Here is a 22,372-nt window from a genome sequence, read left to right on the forward strand (position 1 = left end):
TCTTACCCCCTCACCCGTTCCGGCTTGCGCAGATAATGGCCGGCAGCCTGTTCGTAAGCGTGGGCCACGCGCAGCACGGTGGATTCGTCAAACGCCTTGCCGACGATCTGCATGCCGATCGGCAGGCCGTTTTGGGCAAATCCGCACGGCACGCTGATGGCCGGCAGCCCTGCCAGGTTGACCGGTACGGTGCAGATGTCTTCCAGGTACATTTTGACCGGATCGTCGATGTTTTCCCCGATCTTGAAGGCCGTGGTCGGTGTGGTCGGGTGCAAAATCACGTCAAAATCGGCAAACACGTTGGTGAAGTCCTGGATAATCAGGGTGCGAACCTGCTGCGCTTTTTTGTAGTAGGCGTCGTAGTAGCCCGACGAGAGCGCGTAGGTTCCCAGCATGATGCGCCGCTTCACTTCCGGTCCGAAGCCCTGGCTGCGCGACTCCTTGTACAACTCGATCAGGTTGTCGGCGTTTTCGGCGCGCACGCCGTAGCGCACCCCGTCAAAGCGGGCCAGGTTGGACGACGCCTCCGAGGACGCGAGCAGGTAGTAGGCCGGCACGGCGTACTCGGTGTGCGGCATGGAGACTTCACTCCAGGTGGCGCCCATGCTCTCCAACTGCTTCAGTGCAGCCAGCACTGCTTCGCGCACCTCGGGGTCGATCCCCTCGCCGATCAGCTCCTTGGGCACGCCGATGCGCAGGCCTTTCACCTCGCCGGTCAATGCGGAAAGGTAGTCAGGCACCTCGACGCTGGCCGACGTGGAGTCGTACTCGTCGTGGCCGGCAATCGCCTGCAGCACGTAGGCGGCGTCTTCCACGTTTTTCGTAATCGGTCCGATCTGGTCCAGCGACGACGCAAACGCCACCAGCCCGAAACGGGAGACGCGGCCATATGTCGGCTTCAGTCCGACGACACCGCAGAAAGCGGCCGGTTGGCGGATGGAGCCGCCGGTGTCAGAGCCGAGCGTGAAAAAGAAGTGGCGGGATGCCATGGCGGCAGCCGAACCGCCGCTGGAACCGCCCGGCACGTACTCGGTATTCCACGGGTTTTTCACCGGGTAAAAGCCGGAGTTTTCGTTGGAGCCGCCCATGGCGAACTCGTCCATGTTCAGCTTGGCCACAATCACCGCGTCCGCTTCCTTCAGCTTTTTCGTGACGGTGGCGTCGTAAATCGGGTCGTAGTTGGACAGGAACTTGCTGGCACAAGTGGTGCGCACGCCTTTGGTGACGATGTTGTCCTTCAAGCCTGCAGGCAGGCCGTAGAGCAGGCCCAGCTCCTCTCCTCCCTTGGCCAGACGCTCGTCCAATGCTTTGGCCTGAGCCAGGGCCCCTTCTTCGTCCACGTACAGAACGGAACGGATGTCTTCGTCGTGCTCCTTGACGCTGGCGATGGACGCCTGCACAAGGTCGGTGACGGACAGCTCTTTTTTGCGCAGAGCGCTATGTATTTCCGACAATCGCTTGTCAAACAGCGACACAATGGTGTCCTCCCTTCTCCTGTATGTCTGCGGTTATTCAAATACAGCCGGTACCTTGAACTGGCCGTCTTCGTGGTCGGGCGCGTTTTTCAGCGCATCTTCGCGCGAGAGGGACGGACGGTTCACGTCCTCGCGCATGACATTCTTTACGTCGGTCGCGTGGCTGGTCGGCTCAACGCTGGACGTGTCCAGCTCGTTCAGCTTGGCGGCGAATTCCAAAATGGCGTTCAGGTCTTTCGTGTATCGCTCCGCTTCTTCTTCGGTCAGCTTCAAGCGGGCGAGGTTGGCTACATGCTCCACTTCCCTGCGGGTAATGGCGCTCATCCATTCCACCTCCGAAACTATCACATAACTTTGATCTTACTTGAAAAGAGCGGGTTCAGTCAATTTAAGCCGGGATTTTTCGATTAAGAGCGGAGATCATATGAAAAGACAAACAAACCCGAGAGCGTGCTCTCGGGCTTGCGTTTAGCATTCACTGCCTGGTTATTCGCTTGCTTTCAGTTGTGCCAGCTTTTGTCCCATCAGCACCGTGCTGCCGATGGAAACGTTGTCCGCCCATTCCAGCTGTCTGGATTCAAACAGCAGGATGACGGTGGACCCGAATTCAAACCAGCCCAGTTCGTCTCCCTTGTCGAGGCAGGGCTCTCCCAGGATCGGACCGCTCGTCTGCCGGCCGTGTTTGACATTGGTCGTGGCGGTGTTGTACACGACTTTTACGCTGCCGACAAACAGGGCACCCACCTTGACCAGCGCGACGCAGCCCATCTGTTCCGTCTTCATGTAGGTGACGAGGCGCTCGTTGCGGGCGAACAGCCTGTCGACGTGTTCAATCCCCAGTTGGTTGACCGGATACAGGCGCCCCGGCACGTACGTGTAGCGGAGCAGTTTGCCTGTCACCGGCATGTGGATGCGGTGATAGTCACGCGGACTCAAGTAGATCGTGATGAACCTGCCGCCGTAGAAGCGTTCCGCCATTTCCGGAGCGTCGCCCAACAGCTCGGCAAGGCTGTACTGCTTGCCTTTGGCCTGAATCAGCGTCCCCTCGCGAATGTCCCCCATTTGCGATACCGTTCCGTCCACGGGGCTGATGACGACATCCGTTCCCGGAGCAATCGGACGGGCCCCCGGTTTCAGGCGGCGCGTAAAAAATTCCTTCAGCGTGCGATATTCATGAACCGGCTTTTCCATAATGGTCGGATCGATCTTGTAATGGCGGATGTAATGGCGAATCGCCAGCCGGCTGAAACGGGATGCGGTGATTTTCCCCATCGTCCGCGACAGCGCATTCTGCGGCAGGCGGTGTATCAAGCCGGGAAGCAGCTTCTTACGCATATGACAACTCCTCATGGTTCCGTTCAAAGGTCATAACCCTACTGTACCATTTCTTTACACGGGCCGTAAAGCCCGGACTCCGACCATGGTCTCATCATTTTGAGGTGGGCGATTGCTATACTATAATGGCGGTACAAGCTTACCTACAGGAGAGACCGGGGCATGGGACAACAAGACATTGAGGTGCTGATCAATCAGTACGGCAGCGTGCTGACCCGTTTTTTTGAACATATGTCCGATATGGTATTTCTCATGGCAGTCGAAGAAGGACCCCGTTTTCGCTACGTGCTGATGAACCCGGCCGCCATGCAGGCGGCTGGTCTGACGGAAGCGGCATACGGAAAGCTGATCGAAGAGGTCAATCCGGAAGAAAAGGCAGCCGTCCTCAACAGCATGTACCGGCAGGCGGTGGCAAGCGGAACGGCAACCCATTTCACCACCTACGGCGAACTCGTCGGTGAAACCATCCTCACCCCCATCTGCGACAGCAATGGCGTTTGCACCCACGTGTTTGCCGTGACGCGGGACATCACTGAACGCAAAAAACTGGAATCACAGCTGGCGCACATGGCGTACCACGACATGCTCACCGGCCTTCCCAACCGGCGCTTGCTGCTGGATCGCATGCAGCAGGCAATCGCCAAGGCAAAGCGTTCGAATCAACTCCTGGCCGTCTTGTTCCTCGACTGTGACAACTTCAAGGATATCAACGACACCTGGGGCCACGACGTCGGCGACCAGTTTTTGCAGGTGATGGCCAAACGCCTGACATCGTGCGTACGGGATGTGGACACGGTCGCCCGCCTCGGCGGCGATGAATTCGTTATCCTGCTGACATCCCTGGAATCGGAGACAGAGGCGGCCAAAGTGGCAGCCCGCATCCTGGACGTGCTCCAGCAGCCGTGGTTGATTGCCAAGCAACAGTTTTCCATCACCACCAGCATCGGTATCGCCTTCTTTCCCCACGACGGCACTGACACGGATCAACTGCTGCGCCACGCGGACCAGGCTCTGTACAAGGCCAAGAGCAGCGGGCGAAACAACTATCGCTTCTACTCCCCATCCAAAAAGTAACATGAACAAACACAGAGACATCATTGGAAATGCCAAAATTTTTGGCATCTATGCAAAATAAATGGTCACCAGCTCATTCGTCCGTTTTTTAACGGGCTTGTTTTATTTGTGGGAGAAAAGAGCGGCTGGAGCAGCAAAAAGGCTGCCCCGTATGGGGGCAGCCTTTGTCGTCTCGCTGATTACAGTTTTTCGGAAACAAGTTTGGCCTGCGTAAACAGCAGCAGGTAGTCCGGACCGCCCGCTTTGGAGTCCGTACCGGACATGTTGAAGCCGCCGAACGGATGCACGCCAACCAGAGCACCAGTGCACTTGCGGTTGAAGTACAGGTTGCCCACGTGGAATTCGGTGCGTGCTTTTTCCAGATGCGCGCGATTGCGGCTGATTACGGAGCCGGTCAGGCCGTACTCGGTGTTGTTGGCGATTTCCAGCGCGTGGTCAAAGTCACGTGCCTTGGTAAAGGCCACCACCGGACCGAAGATTTCTTCCTGCATGATGCGCGCCTGCGGATCAACATCGGCAAATACGGTCGGCATGATGAAGTAGCCGCTGTCCGGTCCTTTTTCGCCGCCGACCATCAGCTTGCCTTCCTGTTTACCGATCTCGATGTATTCGAGAATCTTGTTGTATGCTTTTTCGTCAACAACCGGACCGGTGAAGAATTCCGGATTGCGAACATCGCCGACGGTGAGCTGTTTCGTCAGCTCCACGACGCGGTTCAGCACCTGGTCATATACATCCTCGTGAACGATCGCCCGGGAGCATGCGGAACATTTTTGACCGGAGAAGCCAAACGCGGATGTCACGATGGCTTGCGCCGCCAGTTCCAGATCGCAGTCGTTGTCTACGATGATGGAGTCTTTACCGCCCATCTCGGCAACGAGGCGCTTGATCCATTTTTGGCCCGGACGGTGTTTGGCCGCCAGTTCATTAATGCGCAGGCCCACATCGCGGGAACCGGTAAAGCTGATGAAGCGGGTCAGCGGATGCTCCACGAGGAAGTCGCCGATTTCGCTGCCGGAACCAGGCACGAAGTTGACGACACCCGCCGGAACGCCTGCGTCTTCCAGGATTTCCATGAACTTCGCAGCGATGACCGGCGTGGTGGATGCCGGCTTCAGCACAACGGTGTTGCCCGCTACGATTGCAGCCGTGGTCATGCCCACCATGATCGCCAGCGGGAAGTTCCACGGCGGGATCACGATGCCAACGCCCAGCGGGATGTAGTACAGTTCGTTGTCTTCGTCCGGAATGCGGGTCAGCGGATGGCGTTGAGCCAGTTTGTCCATTTGGCGTCCGTAGTATTCCATGAAATCGATCGCTTCCGCCGTGTCAGCGTCGGCTTCTGCCCAGCTCTTGCCTGCTTCCTTGACCAGCCACGCAGAAAATTCGTGTTTGCGGCGGCGCAGAATGGCAGCTGCTTTGTAGAGGTAGCGGGAACGCGCTTCCGCCGGAACAGCTTTCCAGCTCTCAAAGGTTTGAGCGGCAACCTGAATCGCTTTTTCCGCCAGGGCCTGATCGGCCTGGGAAACGATCCCGATCACTTGTTCTTTATTGGAAGGGTTGATGGAGCGGGATTTCTTTTCCGTTTTGATGCGCTCGCCGCCGATGATCAGATCGTACTCCCGGCCCAGCTCGCTTTCCACTTTGGCAAGCGCTTCTTCAAACGCCTTCTTGTTCTCCGGCAAGCTAAAATTGGTAAACGGCTCGTTTTTGAATTCCACTTGCATCTGTGACGCCTCCTTATCATGTTCTCCAAATTGTCATCACAAATTATATGCAAGGATCATACCAACCTTGTACGACCTGCAGACCACTATAGTGTTTGCATTTTTACCGAAAAGCAACAGTCCGTAAATGGAATTGGATATGAACAAAAATGTGCAATTGTCTGAACACACGTAGACAAAAGTGTCTCCTTATTTACTTCACTTGATATCTTCATCATGATGAAGTTGCTGCTTGCGAAAACAGAAGCCGGTCATCCCCGTATACGCGGGAAAACCGGCTTTTTCATATACAAATGAAGTATCTCTGGCTTCTTGCCAATAGACAGGACGTTTTTACTGACGATAGATGTGCATGTACGGCTCTCCGCTGGCCGGCCGGATGTAAATCGCCAACGGCCGGTTGATCGACTGCACGTACAGATTGACGTGCACGCTTTTGTCAAACGCCTCATCAATCGCAGCTGCAGCAAATTGCGTGAACTGCAGCACCTCTGTTCGTGAATCGTACTCGGCTGTTGCGGTAATGGTGAGTTCCGTCAACTTGCCGCCCATGAATCGACCAAGTCCGGTCATGCCGATGTATTCTCCGAAGAAGTTTTGCGTTTGCCGCTTAAACTTGTCGAACTGCAGCGATTGCTGTGCATAATTTTTCTCCGCAACATCGCTGGGGAACAGGAAGTATTCCTCGTTAATGGGCTGCCATTTGGAAATGGCAGTCTCATTGGCGTTTACGGTTCCCGACATGATGAAATGGCCCGGCACCAGCGTCGAGTTTTTGTCCGGCACCTGGTAGAGCGCGAGCACGATCGGGATCTGCGGATTGTCTGCGCGGACCGCCTGCACGATGCGGGCGGCCACCTGCTGCCCTTTGGCGCGCAGTTCATCCGTATTGTAGGTCTTCTCCTTGCCCGTCGCGTCCATGTAGATCGGCGACAGGGAGATGCCGAGCACCATGCCGGCCAACTGCTTCTGCTGCTTCTCCAGATAGTCGTGCTCCAGCACATTGACGAGCAAGCCCGTCTTCTTTTTTCCGTCCGGGGCTTTGATATTGTACTGCGCAATCCATTCGCTGACCTGTTCCGCTTTTATCTGCTGCCCTTCCTGAAACAGGTACTCGTCCGTGGGAAACGTATCACGGGCAATTTCCATCAACCCCAGCTCCAGACGGCTGAAATCGATCCGGTAGCTGTTTCCTGCCAGCATGCCGCGTGTCTGGTTGGGTTTGTAAGGAACGATGCTCCCGTAGTAATCTTCCGACACCGCCACCACCGAAGTGATGGTGGGATTGGGCGGCAGGTTGTTTTCCTGGCCGCCCCCGGGCCAAAACGAGCAGCCCGCTGTGACAACCGACAGGAGTGCCGTCAACGCCAGTGAATAGAACTTGGACTGTTTTTTCATTTTCATAACCAGTACTCCCTTGTATTTGCAAACAGGCATAACGCCCTTGTTTCTCGCCTGGGTGGTCAGTTCCACTTCGTCCACTTGTCATCAGTGAGTGCGTACACAAAGGCAGATTCGCCGATGCCCACCCACCTGTACGGGCCTGCTCCGGGCGCAACCACGATCAGCTTTTCCGGAGCCTTGGCCGCAAGCGGTCGCCACTCTCCGTCCTCTTTTTCCATGATGCCCTGTTCGGTGGCTACCGCCAGTATCCCCGTCGTCCGGTCGACGGCCAGACAGTAAATCTGCTGCACATTCGGTACCGTTTCCGTGTACCACTGCCCGCTCTCGTGATAGAGCAGATTGTATTGCGCAGCCACGTACAGGCGGTCTTCCAGCGGATTGTAATCCATCGCGTACACTTCCTGATCCAGCGGCAGCCACATCTTCCACTGGTCACCCTCGTCAGACGACTGGTAAATGCCCTCGCCGGTGACAAAGGCAAACAACCGGATCTGGTCACCCTCACGTGTGCCGATAAAACTGCGAATATTGGCCGGCTTGGGAAGCCCTTCGTCCGCCCGATTCCACGTCTCTCCCCCGTCTGTGGAGCGCATGACCCCGTCACTTCCGGCCATGAAGATCTGCCGTGGGTTCTGCGGATCGACATACCAGCCCGCTACGTCCTCCTGCTCCAACTGCGGGAAGAGAAGTCCCCACAAACCGCCGCCGGCCGAGCTGTATAGACCGGAGTGGGTCCCCACCCAGACCTGCCGGGCATCCGCTGTCATCGCCAGGTTGTGCACCACTTCCCCTTTTTGCAGAACGTCTTGGTAGGTCAAGTCACCCGGTATGGCGGCCGCTGTCACTGCAGGGGTCACCGGCTTGCTCCGCTCGTTCTCGCTGCAGCCTGCCAGAAGCGCCAGCGCCGTTATGACCATTCCCGCACGCAGCAAGCGATACATGCTTACCACACCCTTTCCCGTTCTCAAACACAGGTGGCCGCTGTATGGCTACTTGTTGTTCCCTTCCAAAAGCTGCAAAAAGCCGGCCTCGTCCATGACGGCCACACCCAGTTTTTCCGCTTTTTCCAGTTTGGAGCCTGCCTTTTCACCGGCAATGACCAGGTCGGTCTTTTTGCTGACACTGCCCGTCACTTTGCCGCCCAGGCGCGTTATCGCTTCTTCCGCTTCCTGGCGGGTCATGCTGGACAGCGTGCCGGTGAGGACAATCGTTTTACCGGCCAGCGGCAGGTCGGCTCCGCTTTCCGCCCGTACGCCCTTGTAGGTCATGTTGACGCCTGCCGCCTTCAGCCGTTCGATCACTGCTTCGGCCTGCGGCTGCCGGAAGTAGTTGACGAGGCTGGCAGCCATTTTCGGTCCGATCTCGTTGATCTGCGTCAGTTCTTCCTCACTGGCGCGCATGATGGCGTCCATGTCGCCGAAGTGTTCGGCCAGGACGCGCGCCGCCTTGGCTCCGACGAGGCGGATGCCGAGGCCAAACAGCAGCCGCTCCAGCGAGTTTTCCTTGCTGGCTTCGATTGCCGTCAGCAGGTTGTCGACCGACTTTTCGCCCATCCGCTCCATGCCGAGCAGCACGTCCCGCTGCTGGTGCAGATAGTAGAGGTCGGCGACGCTGTGAATGATGCCGGCGTTAAACAGCTGGGCCACCACTTTCTCTCCGAGCCCCTCGATGTTCATCGCCTGCCGGGAAACGAAGTGGATGATGCCTTCGCGAATCTGCGCCGGACACATCGGATTGATGCAGCGCAGGGCCACCTCATCGTCCAGGCGAACCAGTTCGCTGCCGCATTCCGGACAGTGCGTCGGCATGGAAAACGGCACTTCCCCGCCGGTTCGCCGTTCGGGCAGGACGGCCACAATCTCGGGGATGATGTCCCCCGCCTTCTTGACCACCACGTGGTCGCCGATCAACAGCCCCTTTTCCCGGATGATGTCCTCGTTGTGCAGGGAAGCCCGTTTGACCGTCGTTCCCGCCAGGCTGACCGGCTTCAGCAGGGCGGTCGGAGTGACTGTCCCCGTGCGGCCCACGGACACCTCGATGCCCTCCAGAATCGTGACCGCCTCTTCCGCCGGGAATTTGTAGGCGATCGCCCAGCGCGGGCTTTTGGCGGTAAAGCCCAGTTCCTGCTGCTGGGCGTAGCTGTCCACCTTGATCACCATGCCGTCGATGTCGTACGGCAGGTTCCGCCGCTTGTCCGTCCAGCCGTGGACGAATTCGATCACATCCTCGATGTTGTCAAACACCCGTCGCTCCGGGTTGACCTTGAAGCCCAGCGACTCCAGCAGGTTAAGCCCTTCGCTGTGCGACTCCACGCTCTCCCCCTGCAGCTCGCCGATGCTGTAGATAAACGTGTCCAGTTGGCGGGACGCGGCAATTTTCGGATCGAGCTGGCGCAGCGAACCGGCCGCCGAGTTGCGCGGGTTGGCAAACAGCGCTTCCCCCCGCTCTTCCCGCTCCCGGTTCAGCTTTTCAAACGCGCTGCGCGGCATGTACGCCTCGCCCCGCACCTCCAGTGTCAGCGGCCGGGTCAAGCGCAGCGGGATGGACCGGATCGTCCGGAGATTCTGCGTGATGTCCTCTCCGGTGGTGCCGTCACCGCGGGTCGCCCCCTTGACGAACAAGCCGTTTTCGTAGTGCAGGGAGACGGCCAGCCCGTCGATTTTCAGCTCACAGACGTAGTGGACGGTCTGGCTGCCCACCGTCTGCCGCACGCGCCGGTCAAAGTCGCGCAGGTCCTCGTCGTCAAACGCGTTGCTCAGGCTGAGCATCGGCGTCTTGTGCACCACTTTTTCAAAAAAGGGCAGCGGTTCGCCCCCGATCCGCTGTGTCGGCGAATCGGGCGTCACCATGTCCGGGAACAGGTCTTCCAGATCCTGCAGTTCCCGCATGAGCATGTCGTATTCCTGGTCTGTAATTTCCGGTCGGTCCTCTACGTAATACAGACGGTTATGCCGCTCGATTTGTTCCCGCAGTTCGCGAATTCGTGCTTCTGCCGTCAATCGGTCCATCTCATTCATCCTTTGCTATACCGTTTCATATTTCACTTTTTGTTAAGCTCGTTCAATCGGGGCAAACTTAGCCAGCAGTTTCTTGATGCCGATCGGGCTGGGGAAGGCGATGTCCAGCTCCATGTCGTCTCCGCTTCCCTTCACCTTGACCACTGTTCCGATGCCCCATTTTCCGTGCTTCACCTTTTCGCCCACTTTCCAGTCGATACCTGCGGCCGCGCCGTGACCCGGCAGCCTGGCCGCAGACTGCGCAGGCCGACCAAACGACGAGCCACCCGTCCGCATGCCTGTCGCGGATCGCAGCCCCGTCTGTGTCTGCGCGCCATACGGCCGACCAGCCGCTTCCCGCTGGCCGAACACCCCGGTCCGGGCAAAGCGTCCCTCGATCACCGGGCTGCCGTCCAATAGTTCTGCGGAAATTTCCTGCAAAAAGCGGGAAGGGGGATTGTTCGTGGTCCGGCCAAACAGGGTGCGCATCCGGGCGCAGGTCAGGTAGAGGCGCTCTTCCGCCCGGGTGATGCCGACGTAGGCGAGGCGGCGCTCCTCCTCCATTTCCCCTTCGTCAAACAGCGCCCGGCTGTGCGGAAACACCCCTTCCTCCATGCCGACCAGAAAGACCACGGGGAACTCCAGCCCCTTGGCGCTGTGCAGGGTCATCAGCACGACCTGGCCTTCCGCGGAGGGGTCTTCTTCTGCTGTCCCGTCCTCCGTCAGCGTGTCAATGTCGGCAATCAGCGCCAGGTCGGTGAGGAAGGCGAGCAGGCTCTTGTCGTCGTTTTTCCGCTCAAACTCCTGGGTAACGGACAACAGCTCCTCAATGTTTTCCAGACGGGCGGTCGCCTCCAGCGTCTTCTCCTCTTTCAAAGCCTCCCGGTAGCCGGTCCGCTTCAGCACCTCTTCCACCAGCTCTGTCACCGTCAGGTAATCGGTCATCTGCATCAGGTTGGTGATCAGCTCGTTAAAGGCGAGGATGGCGTTGGTCGTGCGCGTCGGCAGCGCCATGTAGCCCACTTCCTGAATCGCACCGTAAAGCGACAGGCCGTGCGCGCTGGCGTAGTTCTGCAGTTTTTCCACGGTCGTCTCCCCGATGTTGCGCTTTGGCACATTGATGATCCGCGCCAGGCTGATGTCATCGTCGGGGTTGGAGATGACCCGCAGATAGGCGAGAATGTCCTTGATTTCCTTGCGATCGTAGAATTTCGTGCCGCCCACGATCGTGTACGGAATGTTTGATTTGATAAACACTTCCTCGACCACGCGGGACTGGGCGTTGGTCCGGTAGAGCACGGCGAACTTGTCGTAGCGCTTGTAGGCGGGCATCAGCTTGTTGATCGTGTCCACGATGAAGTACGCCTCGTCGTGCTCGGAATCACCCTGATAGCAGCCGATCTTTTCCCCGGTCGGATTTTCCGTCCAGAGCTTTTTCTCCTTGCGCATGACATTGTGGGCGATTACCTGGTTGGCGGCCTGCAAAATCGTCTTGGTGGAGCGGTAGTTTTGCTCCAGTTTGATCATTTTCGCTTCCGGATAGTCCTTTTCAAAGTTCAAAATGATGGAAATGTCCGCGCCGCGCCACTTGTAAATGCTCTGGTCGGCGTCCCCGACGCAGCAGACGTTGCGGTAGCGGTCGGCCAGCATGGAAATCAGCATGTACTGGGCCCGGTTGGTGTCCTGGTACTCGTCCACATGGATGTAGCGGAACTTTTTCTGGTAGTATTCCAGCACTTCCGGCACTTCCTTGAACAACCGGACCGTCGTCATGATCAGGTCGTCGAAGTCCAGCGACTGGTTGCTCTTCAGCTTTTTCTGGTACGCCTCGTACACCCTGGCCACGACCTGGCTGTACGGATCGGCCGCCCGTTTGGCGTACGCCGCCGGGTCCGTCAGCTCGTTTTTCGCTCCGCTGATTGCCGCCAGGATGGCGCGCGGTTCGTATTTCTTCGGATCGAGATTCAATTCCTTGAGGCATTGCTTGATGACGGACAGCTGGTCGCCCGCGTCGAGAATGGAGAAGCTGCGGCTGATCCCCAGGCGGTCGATGTCCCGCCGCAATATCCGCACGCACAGCGAGTGGAACGTCGAGATCCAGATGTCCTCCGCTCCCGCGCCGACGATGGACGCCACGCGGCTCTGCATTTCCCGCGCCGCCTTGTTGGTGAAGGTAATGGCGAGGATGCTCCACGGCGCCACCTGTTTTTCGCTGATCAGGTAGGCGATGCGCTGGGTCAGCACCTTGGTCTTGCCGCTGCCCGCACCCGCCAGAATCAGCACCGGCCCCTCCGTGGTCAGGACCGCTTCCCGCTGCTGCGGATTCAGTCCAGCTAAAATTCGGTCAACTGTTGCCATATGTATACGTCCACCTTTCTTGCCTGTCAAAGCGCTCCCGAACGAAAGCATATGTTCCTATTTTCGCACAGATCGAAGGCAAGTTCCAGTTGAATCCGCGCCCTCGCTCATGCAATCCCTGCCAACGGAAAGACCGCCGCACCCGCGCAGGATCGGCGGCGGTCCTTTTCATGGCGCATCCAAAATCACCGGCAGTCCATAACGTCCCCTCGCATCGCTGTCAGCGGGATTGCTGGGACGACAGCAGCGGTTCGTACATCATCATCGCGCGATTTTCCGCGATAAATTCGTCATCGAGCCATTCTCCGTCCAACGTGTACACCCGGCGGTGCAGGACATTGGTTCGCTCGTAGCCTCCCCAGATGGCCGGGGTAATGGCATGCTCCTTTTCGTACACTTCGTACCGCCGCGTGGGAGGGTATTCGGCTCTCCACTCGCCGACGAGGTGAGTGTCGGTGAGAAACACGTGCAGCTGGAACGATTGCTGGGTCTGGTTGGCGATTTGCAGATCGAGGTAGTTGTAAAAACAGGTGGCCCCGCTGCCGAACGGCTGGGTCCGGTTGGCGTCGGGAAACACGTCATAGCCATGCCGATGCCGCTCCGTGACCGTCAGCGGCGTGTGCAGGGTCATCCAGTATACAAGGTTGGACAGCTGGCACAGTCCTCCCCCCACACCGGATATGACGCGGCCGTGTGACAACAGCATGCCCTCCACGTACCCTTTCCTACGCGTCGGCTTGCCGATCAGCCGCCAATAGGAAAAGGTTTCCCCGGGACGAACGATCACCCCGTTCAGCCGTTCGGCAGCCAGGCGCAGATTGATGATTTTGTTGTGCTGCATCCACATGTCCACATTCTTGAGCCGACGCAGGAGCGGCGTCTGATGACGGATGTGCAGATGGGGCAGGAGTTCGCTTTGCTTTTCACGCGAATACTGCTTTCCCCCCAGCAGCCACTCTGCGTACCGTTTCAGGCGGTAGAAGCACACTCCCGCCGCCAGCCGCAACCGACTTCGCGCAACAGGTCTCATTTGCTACCTTCCTTTCCGGCAACTCTTTGGATCATGCACACACGATTACGGATTCGTGTGTGAACAGAATGGGCGATACATTTCTTCCCCCTGCAACCAAAGACCCGCACATTCACATACTGATAATCTAGGGAGGAGATGCGCATGTTTCGCACGGGAATCACCTTGTCCGCCACCCTGTTGACGGCGCTGCTTCAGCCGGCTGCCGTTTTGACCGTCGCATCCGATTTTTCGTACCACCGGACGGAAACGATCGCACACCGGGGGGCTTCCGGCTACGCACCGGAGAACACCATGGCCGCGTTTCGCAAGGCGGTGGAGATGAAGGCGGATTACATCGAGCTTGACGTGCACGTCAGTAAGGACGGTCATCTCGTGGTCATCCACGACAATACGGTCGATCGGACGACCAACGGCACCGGCCGCGTAGGCGCCCTCACCCTCAAGGAGATGCTCAGGCTGGATGCGGGCCGTTTCTTCCACTCCGCCTTTGCCGGGGAACCGATCCCTACCCTTGACCAGGTGCTGGACGAATTCCGCGGCAAAATCGGCATCCTGATCGAGCTGAAGTCGCCGGAGCTGTATCCCGGTGTAGAAAGCAAGGTGGCCGACGCCCTGCAGAAGCGCGGCATGGATAAGGCACGCAGCGCAAAGGTTATCGTGCAGTCCTTCCATTTTGAATCGCTGAAACGGTTTCACAAGCTCCTGCCGGACATACCGATCGGTGTGCTGACCAACAAGGCGAGTCATTTGACAGACGCGATGCTGGACGAGTTTGCGACCTACGCCAACTACGTGAACCCCAGCCGCAATCTGGTGACCGCCGATCTGACCGACCGCATCCACGAACGCGGCATGCAGGTCTTCGCCTGGACCGTGCGCAAACGGGCCGAGGTGAATCCGCTGCTGATTGCGGGCGTTGACGGCATCATTACCGACTTTCCGGATTATGTGCCCTCCAGCCATCGCAGATAAGCGCCATCTGCCACACCCGGCGTCGGGCAAAGCAGACAAAGGGTCGCCCCACGGAATACGGGCGCCCTTTTTTTGGTTCCGGGCGGCATTTTGTCTAGTTCATAATCGGCACTTCCCCAATGGAAACACACAGATTTTGGCCGTTTGCCGTTTACCAACATCGTAACACAAAAGTTTGTTGATTATTGGAATTCTTTCCACATTTTCAGGTGAAATAAAAAAACCATTTCGCGAGTCCGGCTATCTAATAAATGGGAGGAAGGAGGCAACGAGATGACAGATTTCATCGAGAAGGGAAAAAAAGGAGATGGTGAGCGGACGTTTCTCGTACAAAATCGAACAGGCCCGGATCGTCGGCAAGGAAGAGCGCATGCAGACCGCGATGACAAAGGCTGATCAGGAATTGGTCGAACCGGAAAAGCAATTTTCGCCAGGAACGGCTTACCTTGTCTATCAACGAACGGATCGTCCGGATATGGAATCCCATTACTACAAACAAAAGAGCCTGGTCATTGCCGATTTGTCCGCATTCCAGGACCAGTTGGGCCTGTTTGCAGAGATTCCGGAAGTATTGGCGGGCGGTTACCGATTTGTCGAAGGGTCACTGGACTTTGAAATAGACCGAGCGGGTTACGATGAGCTCCTTTGACGACCTGCCCAGCGGAAAAACGAAAGACGCGGGAAAAACAGGGGGCACAAGTCTCACTTCGTCGAAACACCCAGATGTTTGCCCCCTGCCCGCGTCACGTTTTGGAGCGGACGTCATCCACTTCTTTGCTGGGCGTCAAGAGAGCGAGCGGGCCCGATCAACCATGCGCCACGGACTTAGTCTACAAACTGAAAGGAGACTCATCAATGAGTCTCCTTTTCCCTTACCGCTGCTTCTGCACGCCTTTGACAGCGGCAACCGTCGCGAGCGCCGCCTGCAAGTCGTCGTAGATCACGTTGCCCACCACGACCGTGTCGGCGATCGCCGCCATCTCCGCCGCCTGCTGCGGTGTGCGGATGCCGCCGCCGTAAAACAGATGCGCCCCTTCGGCTCCCGCCCGGCACGCCCGGACCAGTTCCGGGTCGCCGTAGGTGCCGCTGTACTCCACATAGACTATGGGCAGGCGGCAAATGTTTGCCGCCACCTGGGCATATGCTTTGGCCTCGTCGCTGTCTGCGATTGGGCGGGCCTTGGTCAACTGCGCCACGCTAGCCTCGGGGTTGGCGATCAGGTAGCCTTCCGTGAAGATCTCTTCCCAGTGGATGTAGGAACCGTACGCCTTCAGGCCGGAGACATGCGGCGCAAAGATCCAGTCCGGATCGCCCGCGTTGAGCACCAGTGGTATGAAATAGGCGTCAAAGCCGGGCACTACCGCATCCAGCGAGGAGATTTCCAACACGGCCGGGACCGCGTAGCGGCGGACCCGTGCCATCAACTCCAGCGTGTTGTCGTACGTCACGCCATAGGTGCCGCCGACGATGATCGCATCCGTCCCCGACTCGCACAGCGCTTCCAATGCCTCGTCGCCAATCGTTTTGTCCGGGTCCAGTTTGAAGGTATGGCGCCAGCCACGATAGTCAATCACCGATGTCTGCCTCCCACTCTACTTGCCGATCCGCTCCAGCGCCAGTTGGTAGCCGTCGTTGCCGTAGTTCAGACAGCGCTTCACACGGGAGATGGTCGCCGTGCTCGCTCCTGTCTCCGCTTCGATCTGGTTGTACGTGTACCCCTTGCGCAGCATGCGGGCCACTTCCAGGCGCTGCGCCAGCGACTGCATTTCGTTCACGGTACAGAGATCGTCGAAAAAGCGATAGCACTCCTCGATGGTTTCCAGGGAGAGAATCGCTTCAAAAAGCTGCTCGATCCCTTTGCCTTTCAATTTTTCCAATTGCATCACAATCACCCCATCATTTCGCAGGGAATGTTTTTCACTGTAAAATTTTCAAGCACTAAAGCCCTAAGGCTATTCTAATCTTAGAAGATATGGCGCCACTTCGCAAGCCCTTATTGGTATTTCACATAGTGGGACAGCGATGGTGCGTTGGGGACGATCTCCACCCACGTGTTGCCCGGCAGCAGCGGCAGTTCCTTGGTCATGGCCGCGTCCTCGTACGCGCGAATGATGCCGCCCTGCCGCTTCCACTTGATCTTGCGCGCCATTCCCTGTTCAAACAGATAGCCGTCACCCGGGCCGACTACATCCACCTGGCGCCGTCCTTCCTTGTCCAGCACGCGGTGTCGGGCGGCGATAACCAGCACGTTGGTGGCGGATAACTGCTCGCCGGTTGTCAGGTCGAGGTGCGGCTTGCCGTCGGTCAGACGCAGGTATTTTTTCTTTTCCTTGTCGTACTGAAAAGCTGCCTTGTTCAGGCGATGGAACGTGATGTCGATCTGACTGGCCGGCTCTCCCCCGGTAATCTCAGCATCAGCCGGCAAAAAGGACATCCGCGGCAGATCGCTGTTCGTCCGCATGCCCTTGTCGCGGATCGCCTGCTCGATCAGGTCGGGCTTGGTGTAGAGATTATGCGGCGGGTTGCGAAACGTTTCCCGCCAAAAATAACGGCCGTTGGGAATCTCGTCCAGATGACTGTAGTCGGAACGTGCCAGCGTCGCCAGTGCTTCCGGGCTGCCGCCCGCGTGTACGAGCACGGCGTCCAGGCCGACGCCAATCTCGATAAAATACTGGCGAATGCTGCGTACCGGGCCGATCACGTCCGGCCGCTGGCTGTGAAAGACAGCGAGAAAACGGGTCATTTCCCCCTCCGCCAGCACCTCGTACACCAGGTCTGCCTGATTCAACCCGGACTGCGGACGCGCAGCCGGCGCGTTGTTGATCATCACCATGATCGGCCGCTGTTCCAGCTTCACCGGGCTTCCCAGACCGGTAAACGGGGCGGTGTAAGCGTATTTCGGCTGTTCGGTCGGAGGTGTTTCTACATGGGGAGCGGGCGGTTGCTCCGGCTGGGGCGTGGTGTCGCCCGGTTTTCCGGTACACGCCGTGAGCAGCGCCAGAGTCAGCAGCGTCAACATGAATGGTGTGCGTCTTCGCATGGGAGCGCTCCTTTCCAGTTTTCTCATTGCCTTCCTCTCTTTTCTGCGCGTGACAGGAGAATCCTGCTTCCACACGTTTTCCACGATTCTCATACGCCCCTCCCACACATCACCAACGGCGCTGTGCTACAATGTTACCAAACGACTGAGGCAAAGCGAGGAATGAACCATGCAGACTCCCTACCTCGTCTATCTCGTGGACGACGAAACCAATCTGCTGGGGCTTTTGCAGTCCTACCTGGAAAGCGCCGGTTTCCGGGTCAGGGCGTTTTCCAGCGGGGCCGACGTGCTGCCGGTGCTGGACGAGCCGGAACAGCCCCACATCTGGATTTTGGACATCATGCTGCCCGACATTGACGGATACGAGCTCCTGCGGTTGATACGCAGCAAATCGGACGTGCCGATCATTTTCATCTCCGCCCGGGATCAGGACATCGACAAAATCATCGGGCTGGAGCTGGGCAGCGACGACTATCTGGCCAAACCGTTTTTGCCCCGGGAACTGGTCATCCGGGTGCAAAAATTGCTGCAGCGCACGTACGAAAAAGGGCCAGTCCTCGCAGCAGCCCAGCCGCAGGCGTACCAGGATTGGGTCGCGGTAGGGCCGTACCTGATTTCGGAGAAAGGCCGGCTGGTCAAGGAAGGGGACAACCTGATCGAGTTGACCACCAAGGAGTTTGAACTGATCATCTACCTCCTGCACAACCAGGGGCTTGCCCTGAACCGGGAACAAATCTTGACGGCCATCTGGGGAGAGGATTACATCGGATCGGACCGGGCTGTGGATGACCTGGTCAAACGCATCCGCAAAAAAATGCCCAAATTCCCGCTGGAGACCGTCTATGGCTTCGGCTACCGTTTGACCCGGCCGTGATGAATCCCATGATGAATAAATTCCGTTTGAAAAACCTGCCGCTCTCCCGGCAGATATTGATCTTGTTCATGCTGCTGACCAGCGTGCTGGGGATCGGCGTGGGCATCGTCTATCCCTTTGCCGTCAAGCATTATCTGGTCAACAACACGTATGCCCTTTTGGAGGAAGAGTTCTACACCCTGTCGGAACACATCGCTTTCAACGAGCACAACGAGCTGCTCCCCGTTCCCGCGGCCGCTCCCTACTTTTTGCAATTGCTCCTGTCGCGCTATGAATACTCGTTTGACATGATCGTCTTTTCCGCGGACGGCCATGTGCTGGGCAAGCGCTTGACAGACAATCTCTCCTACGAGGACACAGTCGACCTGTTCAGGGGGGCGTCCTCCTTTCCCCGGAACCGACTGCAGCACGGCACGCTCGAACGGGGCGGGGAGGACTACCTGTTTGTCAGCAAGCTGATGGATTACCACGGCTTTCCCTACTACCTCGTCCTCTTCTCCAAGGAGCGGGAACTGAACCAGATCAATGCGCTCTTGACCCGCCAGTTTATGATCATCTTCATTATTCTGCTGCTGGTGAGCTGGCTGTTGGCTGTCTGGTTCAGCCGCTATCTGAGCAAACCGCTGCGTACCTTGGACGAGTCGTGCCAAAAGATTGCCCGCCGGCAGTTCGACATCCCGCTGACGATGGACCGGGAGGACGAGATTGGCCAGCTGGCCCGCTCGTTTGAGTCGATGAAAAGCCAACTGAAGGAATACGACGAGTCGCAGCGCCACTTTATCCAAAACATCTCGCACGAGTTGAAGACACCGATCATGGCGATACAGGGGTATGCCCACGGCCTGCTGGAAGGCGTGTTTAAAGGCCCGCAGGCGGAAAAAGGGCTGGAGATCATCATGGAAGAGAGCAAGCGGCTGGAAAAGGTAGTGGGTCAGCTCCTCTACCTGACGAAGATCGAGTCGGTCTCCCAGATGATGCAGATGGGGCGCGTCGATTTGGCGGAAATGTTCAGCCTCCTGCAGCAGCGCCTCTCTGTGCTCAACCCGGCCGTCAACTGGGAACTGCGCCTGCCTGCTGCGCTGGTGCTGGAAGGAGACGGCGAACAGCTCAGCACGGCGTTCGTCAACATCCTGGAAAATCAACTCCGCTACGCAAACAACCGGCTGACGATCACCGGTACCCAGACGGGCGATACGGTGACCGTCACCATCTCCAATGACGGGCCGCCCATCGAGGAAGCCCTGCTGCCCCATCTGTTCCAGCGTTTTCGCAAAGGCAAATCGGGCAAGCACGGCCTCGGTCTGGCCATCGCCCGCGCCGTCTTCGAAGCCCACGGCGGAAGCATTTCCGTGCGAAATGAGGCGGACGGCCCCTGTTTTACGGTGACGCTGCCGGTTGACAGAAAATAGACTTCCGGAATGAATTGAAGTCCCGGTCATCCCGGGACTTTTTTGCTGCGCGCCGACCGTTTATGTCCAAAACAATTTCCATTTTCACACAATACGGAATATTCATTGACGTATATGCTATATCCTGATATGTTAGAGAAAAATATATTTCTCACAAATGATATGGGGGTTACGTCATGAAATCACAAACCGTTCGCTTGTTGCTTGCCGGATTGCTGGCAGGTTCGCTCGTTGCTGGCTGCGGCGGGGGCAATTCCACTTCTTCGGGAGGCAATGAAGGCAGCGGCGGAAACGCCGGCTCCAACGTTATCAAAATCGCCACGCAAAGCCCGCTGTCCGGCACGCAGTCGCTGGAGGGCGACGGGATCAAGCTGGGGGCGCAGTTGGCCGTCCAGGACCGCATGGAAGACTTCAAAAAGCTGGGCTTTGACCTGCAGCTCTTCCCGCAGGACGACCAGGCAGACCCGAAAATCGGCGTCTCCAATGCGGAAATGCTGATCGCCGACCCGGATGTATACGCCGTGATCGGCCACTACAACACCGGTGTCGCCATCCCCTCGTCCGTCAAGTACGAGGAAGGCAAACTTGCGATGATCTCTCCGGCCAACACCGGCGTTGAACTGACGGAAGCAGGCAAAAAGAGCGTAAACCGCCTGGTGGCGCGCAACGACCAGATCGCGCCGGCAGCAGCCAAATACGCCAAGGAAAAGATGGGCATTACCACCGTCTACATCGCCCACGACAAGACCGCGTACGGACAGGGGCTGGCCGATGAGGTGCGCAAGGCGTTCAAAGAGCTGGGTGTGAAAGAGGTGGCCTATGAAGGCCTCAACCCCGGCGAAAAAGACTACAGCGCAATCGTGAACCAACTGGTGGCACACAAGCCCGACCTCGTCTTCTACGGCGGCATGTACGCCGAGCTGGGAATCATCGCCAAGCAGGCCCGCGAGAAGGGCTACACGGGCCAATTCATGGGCGGTGAAGGGCTGGAGTCGAACGACATGTACAAAATCGCCGGACCTGCCGCAGAAGGCATCGTCTACGCAACCGTGGTCAGCGACATCCGCTCCCAGGAGGAAGGCAAGAAGTGGGTGGAACGGTTCAAATCGGCATTCAACAAGGAACCGGGCGCATTTTCTCCGTTTGCCTATGACGCAACCCTGGTCGCTCTGAACGGCATCGAGCAGGCGATCAAGGAAAACGGCGGCAAAAAGCCGACGCGCGAACAGGTGATGAACGCCATCCGCGCCACAAGCGAATTCAACGGTTTGTTTACCAAAGTGAGCTTTGACGAAAAGGGAGACAACAAGCACTCCCAGGTGTATATCTACAAGTTCGGCAAAGAGAAAGCCGAGTTTATCGGCGAAGCGGGACAATAACCCGCTTTCCGGCGCCTGCGCACAGCAGGCGCATTTTTTTTTCCTCTGTCGGCTTGCACACAGCAAAATACCCCTTTGCGCTCGCAGCCGGACATAGCCGGCAGACGCTGCGCAAAAGGGTTGTCCATCAACAAACAGGCTTGTTCCTCGACATGTGCTACACCTCTTCGATCAACCGAGCCAGCAGGGCTGCGCGTCTGGGAATCTCGTCCAGCTCCACAAATTCCTCCGGCGAGTGGGCAAACCCGCCTTTTGCCCCCAGCCCGTCAAGGGTAGGGAGACCGCAGGCGGCGGCGAAGTTTCCGTCGCTGACGCCGCCGGTGCCCGACTCCCGCAGCGACATACCCAACTCCTCTGCCCCAATCTTCCGGGCCAGGGCAAACAGGGCGGCGACCTGCTCCGTCCGTTCCATCGGCGGACGGCGGATGCCGCCGGACACCGTCAACCGCGCGCCGGACAGGCTGGGCGTCAGTCCCGCAAACAGCCGCTCAATTCGCCGCGCTTCCTCCAGCGTCCTCACCCGGACGTCCACTTCTGCTTCGGCGTAATCGGCCACCACATTGGAGCCGATTCCCCCTTTGACCAGCCCCACGTTGACGGTCGTCCCGCTCGCATAGTCGGTCAGTCCGTGCAGGTACTGCACCAGCCGGGACAGCTCCTCAATCGCCGACACTCCTTTGTCGTGGTCCACCCCGGCGTGGGCGGAAACGCCGTGGATGTGCAGAGTAAAGTGGGCGCTGCCTTTGCGCCACGTCTTCAGCGCGCCGTCCGGCTCCATCGGCGGCTCCAGCACGAAGCCGGCCAGGGAACGGGACGCCTCCCGTTCGACGAGTGCCCGCGAGGTAGGGCTGCCGATTTCTTCGTCGCTGTTGAGCAAAAGCACCACCTGCTTGTCAGCCGGCAGACGGTTCAGCTCCGCCAGCGAGCGCAGCGCAAACATCGCCTGCAGCACGCCCGCCTTCATGTCGTAGACGCCCGGGCCGTATGCTTTTCCCTCCCGGATGAAAAACGGACGACGGGCTGCTTCCCCTCGCGGCCAGACCGTGTCGTAGTGGCCAATCAACAGGACTTGTCTGCTGCCGCTTCCCAGCACGCAGCGGACCTGGTCGCCGTAGACGCTGTTGGGGATTCGCTCCGCCCTGCCTCCGGTCAGTTCCTCGAAGCAGCGGGCAAACCACTCCGCCATCCGATCCCCCGCCTCCTTGTCGCGTGAGGGGGAATCCATGTTGACGCAGGCTTCCAAGAGCTGGATCAGGTGTTGGTGATGTTGTTGCAAATACGAGTGAATTGACATCG

Annotated in this window: 19 protein-coding genes; 6 read left to right on the plus strand and 13 right to left on the minus strand. The window is 58.1% G+C overall.

What is annotated here, in order from left to right:
- Nucleotides 1–2: 2 nt before the first annotated feature.
- The 3 genes from gatA to asd all read right to left on the minus strand — a co-directional run bounded on the left by gatA (nucleotide 3) and on the right by asd (nucleotide 2,810).
- On the minus strand, nucleotides 3–1,475 hold the full coding sequence (gatA, locus tag ETC00_RS06845; RefSeq protein ID WP_171565239.1) for an Asp-tRNA(Asn)/Glu-tRNA(Gln) amidotransferase subunit GatA: 1,473 nt from the start codon (nucleotides 1,473–1,475) through the stop codon (nucleotides 3–5).
- A 33-nt stretch (nucleotides 1,476–1,508) separates the two neighbouring features.
- Entirely contained in the window at nucleotides 1,509–1,799 is a 291-nt protein-coding gene (gene gatC, locus ETC00_RS06850) for an Asp-tRNA(Asn)/Glu-tRNA(Gln) amidotransferase subunit GatC (RefSeq protein WP_171565240.1), read from the minus strand.
- Between the two features lie 162 nt (nucleotides 1,800–1,961).
- Nucleotides 1,962–2,810 (minus strand): archaetidylserine decarboxylase, encoded by an 849-nt coding sequence (gene asd, locus ETC00_RS06855; protein WP_171565241.1) that lies wholly within the window; start codon nucleotides 2,808–2,810, stop codon nucleotides 1,962–1,964.
- 162 nt (nucleotides 2,811–2,972) lie between these two features.
- Between asd and ETC00_RS06860 the strand changes: the two genes are divergently transcribed.
- Nucleotides 2,973–3,884, plus strand: coding sequence for a diguanylate cyclase domain-containing protein (locus tag ETC00_RS06860; protein ID WP_171565242.1), 912 nt, complete (start codon nucleotides 2,973–2,975; stop codon nucleotides 3,882–3,884).
- Nucleotides 3,885–4,063: 179 nt separating this feature from the next.
- Here ETC00_RS06860 and pruA read toward each other — a convergent pair whose 3' ends face one another.
- From pruA to ETC00_RS06890, 6 genes are all read right to left on the minus strand, one after another.
- Nucleotides 4,064–5,611 (minus strand): L-glutamate gamma-semialdehyde dehydrogenase, encoded by a 1,548-nt coding sequence (pruA, locus tag ETC00_RS06865; RefSeq protein ID WP_171565243.1) that lies wholly within the window; start codon nucleotides 5,609–5,611, stop codon nucleotides 4,064–4,066.
- A gap of 333 nt (nucleotides 5,612–5,944) precedes the next feature.
- Nucleotides 5,945–7,015 carry a CamS family sex pheromone protein gene (locus ETC00_RS06870; RefSeq protein WP_171565244.1) on the minus strand — a complete coding sequence of 357 codons (1,071 nt, stop codon included), beginning with the start codon at nucleotides 7,013–7,015 and terminating at the stop codon, nucleotides 5,945–5,947.
- Between the two features lie 59 nt (nucleotides 7,016–7,074).
- Nucleotides 7,075–7,956: a WD40/YVTN/BNR-like repeat-containing protein gene (locus ETC00_RS06875; RefSeq protein WP_171565245.1), complete on the minus strand. Its 882-nt coding sequence runs from the start codon at nucleotides 7,954–7,956 to the stop codon at nucleotides 7,075–7,077.
- 48 nt (nucleotides 7,957–8,004) lie between these two features.
- A complete protein-coding gene (gene ligA / locus ETC00_RS06880; protein WP_371808874.1) occupies nucleotides 8,005–10,032 on the minus strand; it encodes an NAD-dependent DNA ligase LigA in 2,028 nt (675 codons plus the stop codon).
- Nucleotides 10,033–10,065: 33 nt separating this feature from the next.
- Nucleotides 10,066–12,369 carry a DNA helicase PcrA gene (pcrA, locus tag ETC00_RS06885; protein WP_171565247.1) on the minus strand — a complete coding sequence of 768 codons (2,304 nt, stop codon included), beginning with the start codon at nucleotides 12,367–12,369 and terminating at the stop codon, nucleotides 10,066–10,068.
- Between the two features lie 220 nt (nucleotides 12,370–12,589).
- The gene (locus ETC00_RS06890) at nucleotides 12,590–13,399 is read right to left on the minus strand and encodes a VanW family protein (RefSeq protein WP_171565248.1); all 810 of its coding nucleotides are present in this window, start codon (nucleotides 13,397–13,399) and stop codon (nucleotides 12,590–12,592) included.
- A 144-nt stretch (nucleotides 13,400–13,543) separates the two neighbouring features.
- Between ETC00_RS06890 and ETC00_RS06895 the strand changes: the two genes are divergently transcribed.
- Complete coding sequence (locus tag ETC00_RS06895) at nucleotides 13,544–14,374, plus strand: glycerophosphodiester phosphodiesterase (RefSeq protein WP_171565249.1); 831 nt, start codon at nucleotides 13,544–13,546, stop codon at nucleotides 14,372–14,374.
- A 307-nt stretch (nucleotides 14,375–14,681) separates the two neighbouring features.
- Nucleotides 14,682–15,023 (plus strand): hypothetical protein, encoded by a 342-nt coding sequence (locus ETC00_RS06900; RefSeq protein WP_171565250.1) that lies wholly within the window; start codon nucleotides 14,682–14,684, stop codon nucleotides 15,021–15,023.
- Between the two features lie 223 nt (nucleotides 15,024–15,246).
- On the opposite strand, the gene pcrB is transcribed toward ETC00_RS06900, so the two are convergent.
- From pcrB to ETC00_RS06915, 3 genes are all read right to left on the minus strand, one after another.
- Nucleotides 15,247–15,948, minus strand: a complete 702-nt coding sequence (gene pcrB, locus ETC00_RS06905; RefSeq protein ID WP_171565251.1) for a heptaprenylglyceryl phosphate synthase — start codon at nucleotides 15,946–15,948, stop codon at nucleotides 15,247–15,249.
- An 18-nt stretch (nucleotides 15,949–15,966) separates the two neighbouring features.
- Nucleotides 15,967–16,257 carry a YerC/YecD family TrpR-related protein gene (locus ETC00_RS06910; protein ID WP_029100795.1) on the minus strand — a complete coding sequence of 97 codons (291 nt, stop codon included), beginning with the start codon at nucleotides 16,255–16,257 and terminating at the stop codon, nucleotides 15,967–15,969.
- A gap of 110 nt (nucleotides 16,258–16,367) precedes the next feature.
- A complete protein-coding gene (locus ETC00_RS06915; RefSeq protein ID WP_253264250.1) occupies nucleotides 16,368–17,414 on the minus strand; it encodes a DUF3048 domain-containing protein in 1,047 nt (348 codons plus the stop codon).
- Between the two features lie 169 nt (nucleotides 17,415–17,583).
- On the opposite strand from ETC00_RS06915, the gene ETC00_RS06920 reads away from it, so the two are divergent.
- The 3 genes from ETC00_RS06920 to ETC00_RS06930 all read left to right on the plus strand — a co-directional run bounded on the left by ETC00_RS06920 (nucleotide 17,584) and on the right by ETC00_RS06930 (nucleotide 21,076).
- On the plus strand, nucleotides 17,584–18,288 hold the full coding sequence (locus tag ETC00_RS06920) for a response regulator transcription factor (protein ID WP_171565253.1): 705 nt from the start codon (nucleotides 17,584–17,586) through the stop codon (nucleotides 18,286–18,288).
- An 11-nt stretch (nucleotides 18,289–18,299) separates the two neighbouring features.
- Nucleotides 18,300–19,697 (plus strand): sensor histidine kinase, encoded by a 1,398-nt coding sequence (locus ETC00_RS06925; RefSeq protein WP_171565295.1) that lies wholly within the window; start codon nucleotides 18,300–18,302, stop codon nucleotides 19,695–19,697.
- 176 nt (nucleotides 19,698–19,873) lie between these two features.
- On the plus strand, nucleotides 19,874–21,076 hold the full coding sequence (locus tag ETC00_RS06930) for a branched-chain amino acid ABC transporter substrate-binding protein (protein ID WP_171565254.1): 1,203 nt from the start codon (nucleotides 19,874–19,876) through the stop codon (nucleotides 21,074–21,076).
- Nucleotides 21,077–21,233: 157 nt separating this feature from the next.
- Here ETC00_RS06930 and ETC00_RS06935 read toward each other — a convergent pair whose 3' ends face one another.
- Complete coding sequence (locus ETC00_RS06935) at nucleotides 21,234–22,370, minus strand: M20 family metallopeptidase (protein WP_171565255.1); 1,137 nt, start codon at nucleotides 22,368–22,370, stop codon at nucleotides 21,234–21,236.
- Nucleotides 22,371–22,372: the final 2 nt, after the last annotated feature.

Origin of the sequence: Brevibacillus sp. MCWH (assembly GCF_013096935.1) — a bacterium.
Classification (GTDB): Bacteria; Bacillota; Bacilli; order Brevibacillales; family Brevibacillaceae; genus Brevibacillus; species Brevibacillus aydinogluensis.

Excerpts from the sequence above, each read along its gene's own strand:
- gatC (WP_171565240.1), bottom strand. The coding sequence starts at position 1,799 with ATGAGCGCCATTACCCGCAGGGAAGTGGAGCATGTAGCCAACCTCGCC.
- asd (WP_171565241.1), bottom strand. The coding sequence starts at position 2,810 with ATGCGTAAGAAGCTGCTTCCCGGCTTGATACACCGCCTGCCGCAGAAT.
- ETC00_RS06860 (WP_171565242.1), top strand. The coding sequence starts at position 2,973 with ATGGGACAACAAGACATTGAGGTGCTGATCAATCAGTACGGCAGCGTG.
- pruA (WP_171565243.1), bottom strand. The coding sequence starts at position 5,611 with ATGCAAGTGGAATTCAAAAACGAGCCGTTTACCAATTTTAGCTTGCCG.
- ETC00_RS06870 (WP_171565244.1), bottom strand. The coding sequence starts at position 7,015 with ATGAAAATGAAAAAACAGTCCAAGTTCTATTCACTGGCGTTGACGGCA.
- ETC00_RS06875 (WP_171565245.1), bottom strand. The coding sequence starts at position 7,956 with ATGTATCGCTTGCTGCGTGCGGGAATGGTCATAACGGCGCTGGCGCTT.
- ligA (WP_371808874.1), bottom strand. The coding sequence starts at position 10,032 with ATGAATGAGATGGACCGATTGACGGCAGAAGCACGAATTCGCGAACTG.
- pcrA (WP_171565247.1), bottom strand. The coding sequence starts at position 12,369 with ATGGCAACAGTTGACCGAATTTTAGCTGGACTGAATCCGCAGCAGCGG.
- ETC00_RS06890 (WP_171565248.1), bottom strand. The coding sequence starts at position 13,399 with ATGAGACCTGTTGCGCGAAGTCGGTTGCGGCTGGCGGCGGGAGTGTGC.
- ETC00_RS06895 (WP_171565249.1), top strand. The coding sequence starts at position 13,544 with ATGTTTCGCACGGGAATCACCTTGTCCGCCACCCTGTTGACGGCGCTG.
- ETC00_RS06900 (WP_171565250.1), top strand. The coding sequence starts at position 14,682 with ATGGTGAGCGGACGTTTCTCGTACAAAATCGAACAGGCCCGGATCGTC.
- ETC00_RS06910 (WP_029100795.1), bottom strand. The coding sequence starts at position 16,257 with ATGCAATTGGAAAAATTGAAAGGCAAAGGGATCGAGCAGCTTTTTGAA.
- ETC00_RS06915 (WP_253264250.1), bottom strand. The coding sequence starts at position 17,414 with ATGCGAAGACGCACACCATTCATGTTGACGCTGCTGACTCTGGCGCTG.
- ETC00_RS06920 (WP_171565253.1), top strand. The coding sequence starts at position 17,584 with ATGCAGACTCCCTACCTCGTCTATCTCGTGGACGACGAAACCAATCTG.
- ETC00_RS06925 (WP_171565295.1), top strand. The coding sequence starts at position 18,300 with ATGAATAAATTCCGTTTGAAAAACCTGCCGCTCTCCCGGCAGATATTG.
- ETC00_RS06930 (WP_171565254.1), top strand. The coding sequence starts at position 19,874 with ATGAAATCACAAACCGTTCGCTTGTTGCTTGCCGGATTGCTGGCAGGT.
- ETC00_RS06935 (WP_171565255.1), bottom strand. The coding sequence starts at position 22,370 with ATGTCAATTCACTCGTATTTGCAACAACATCACCAACACCTGATCCAG.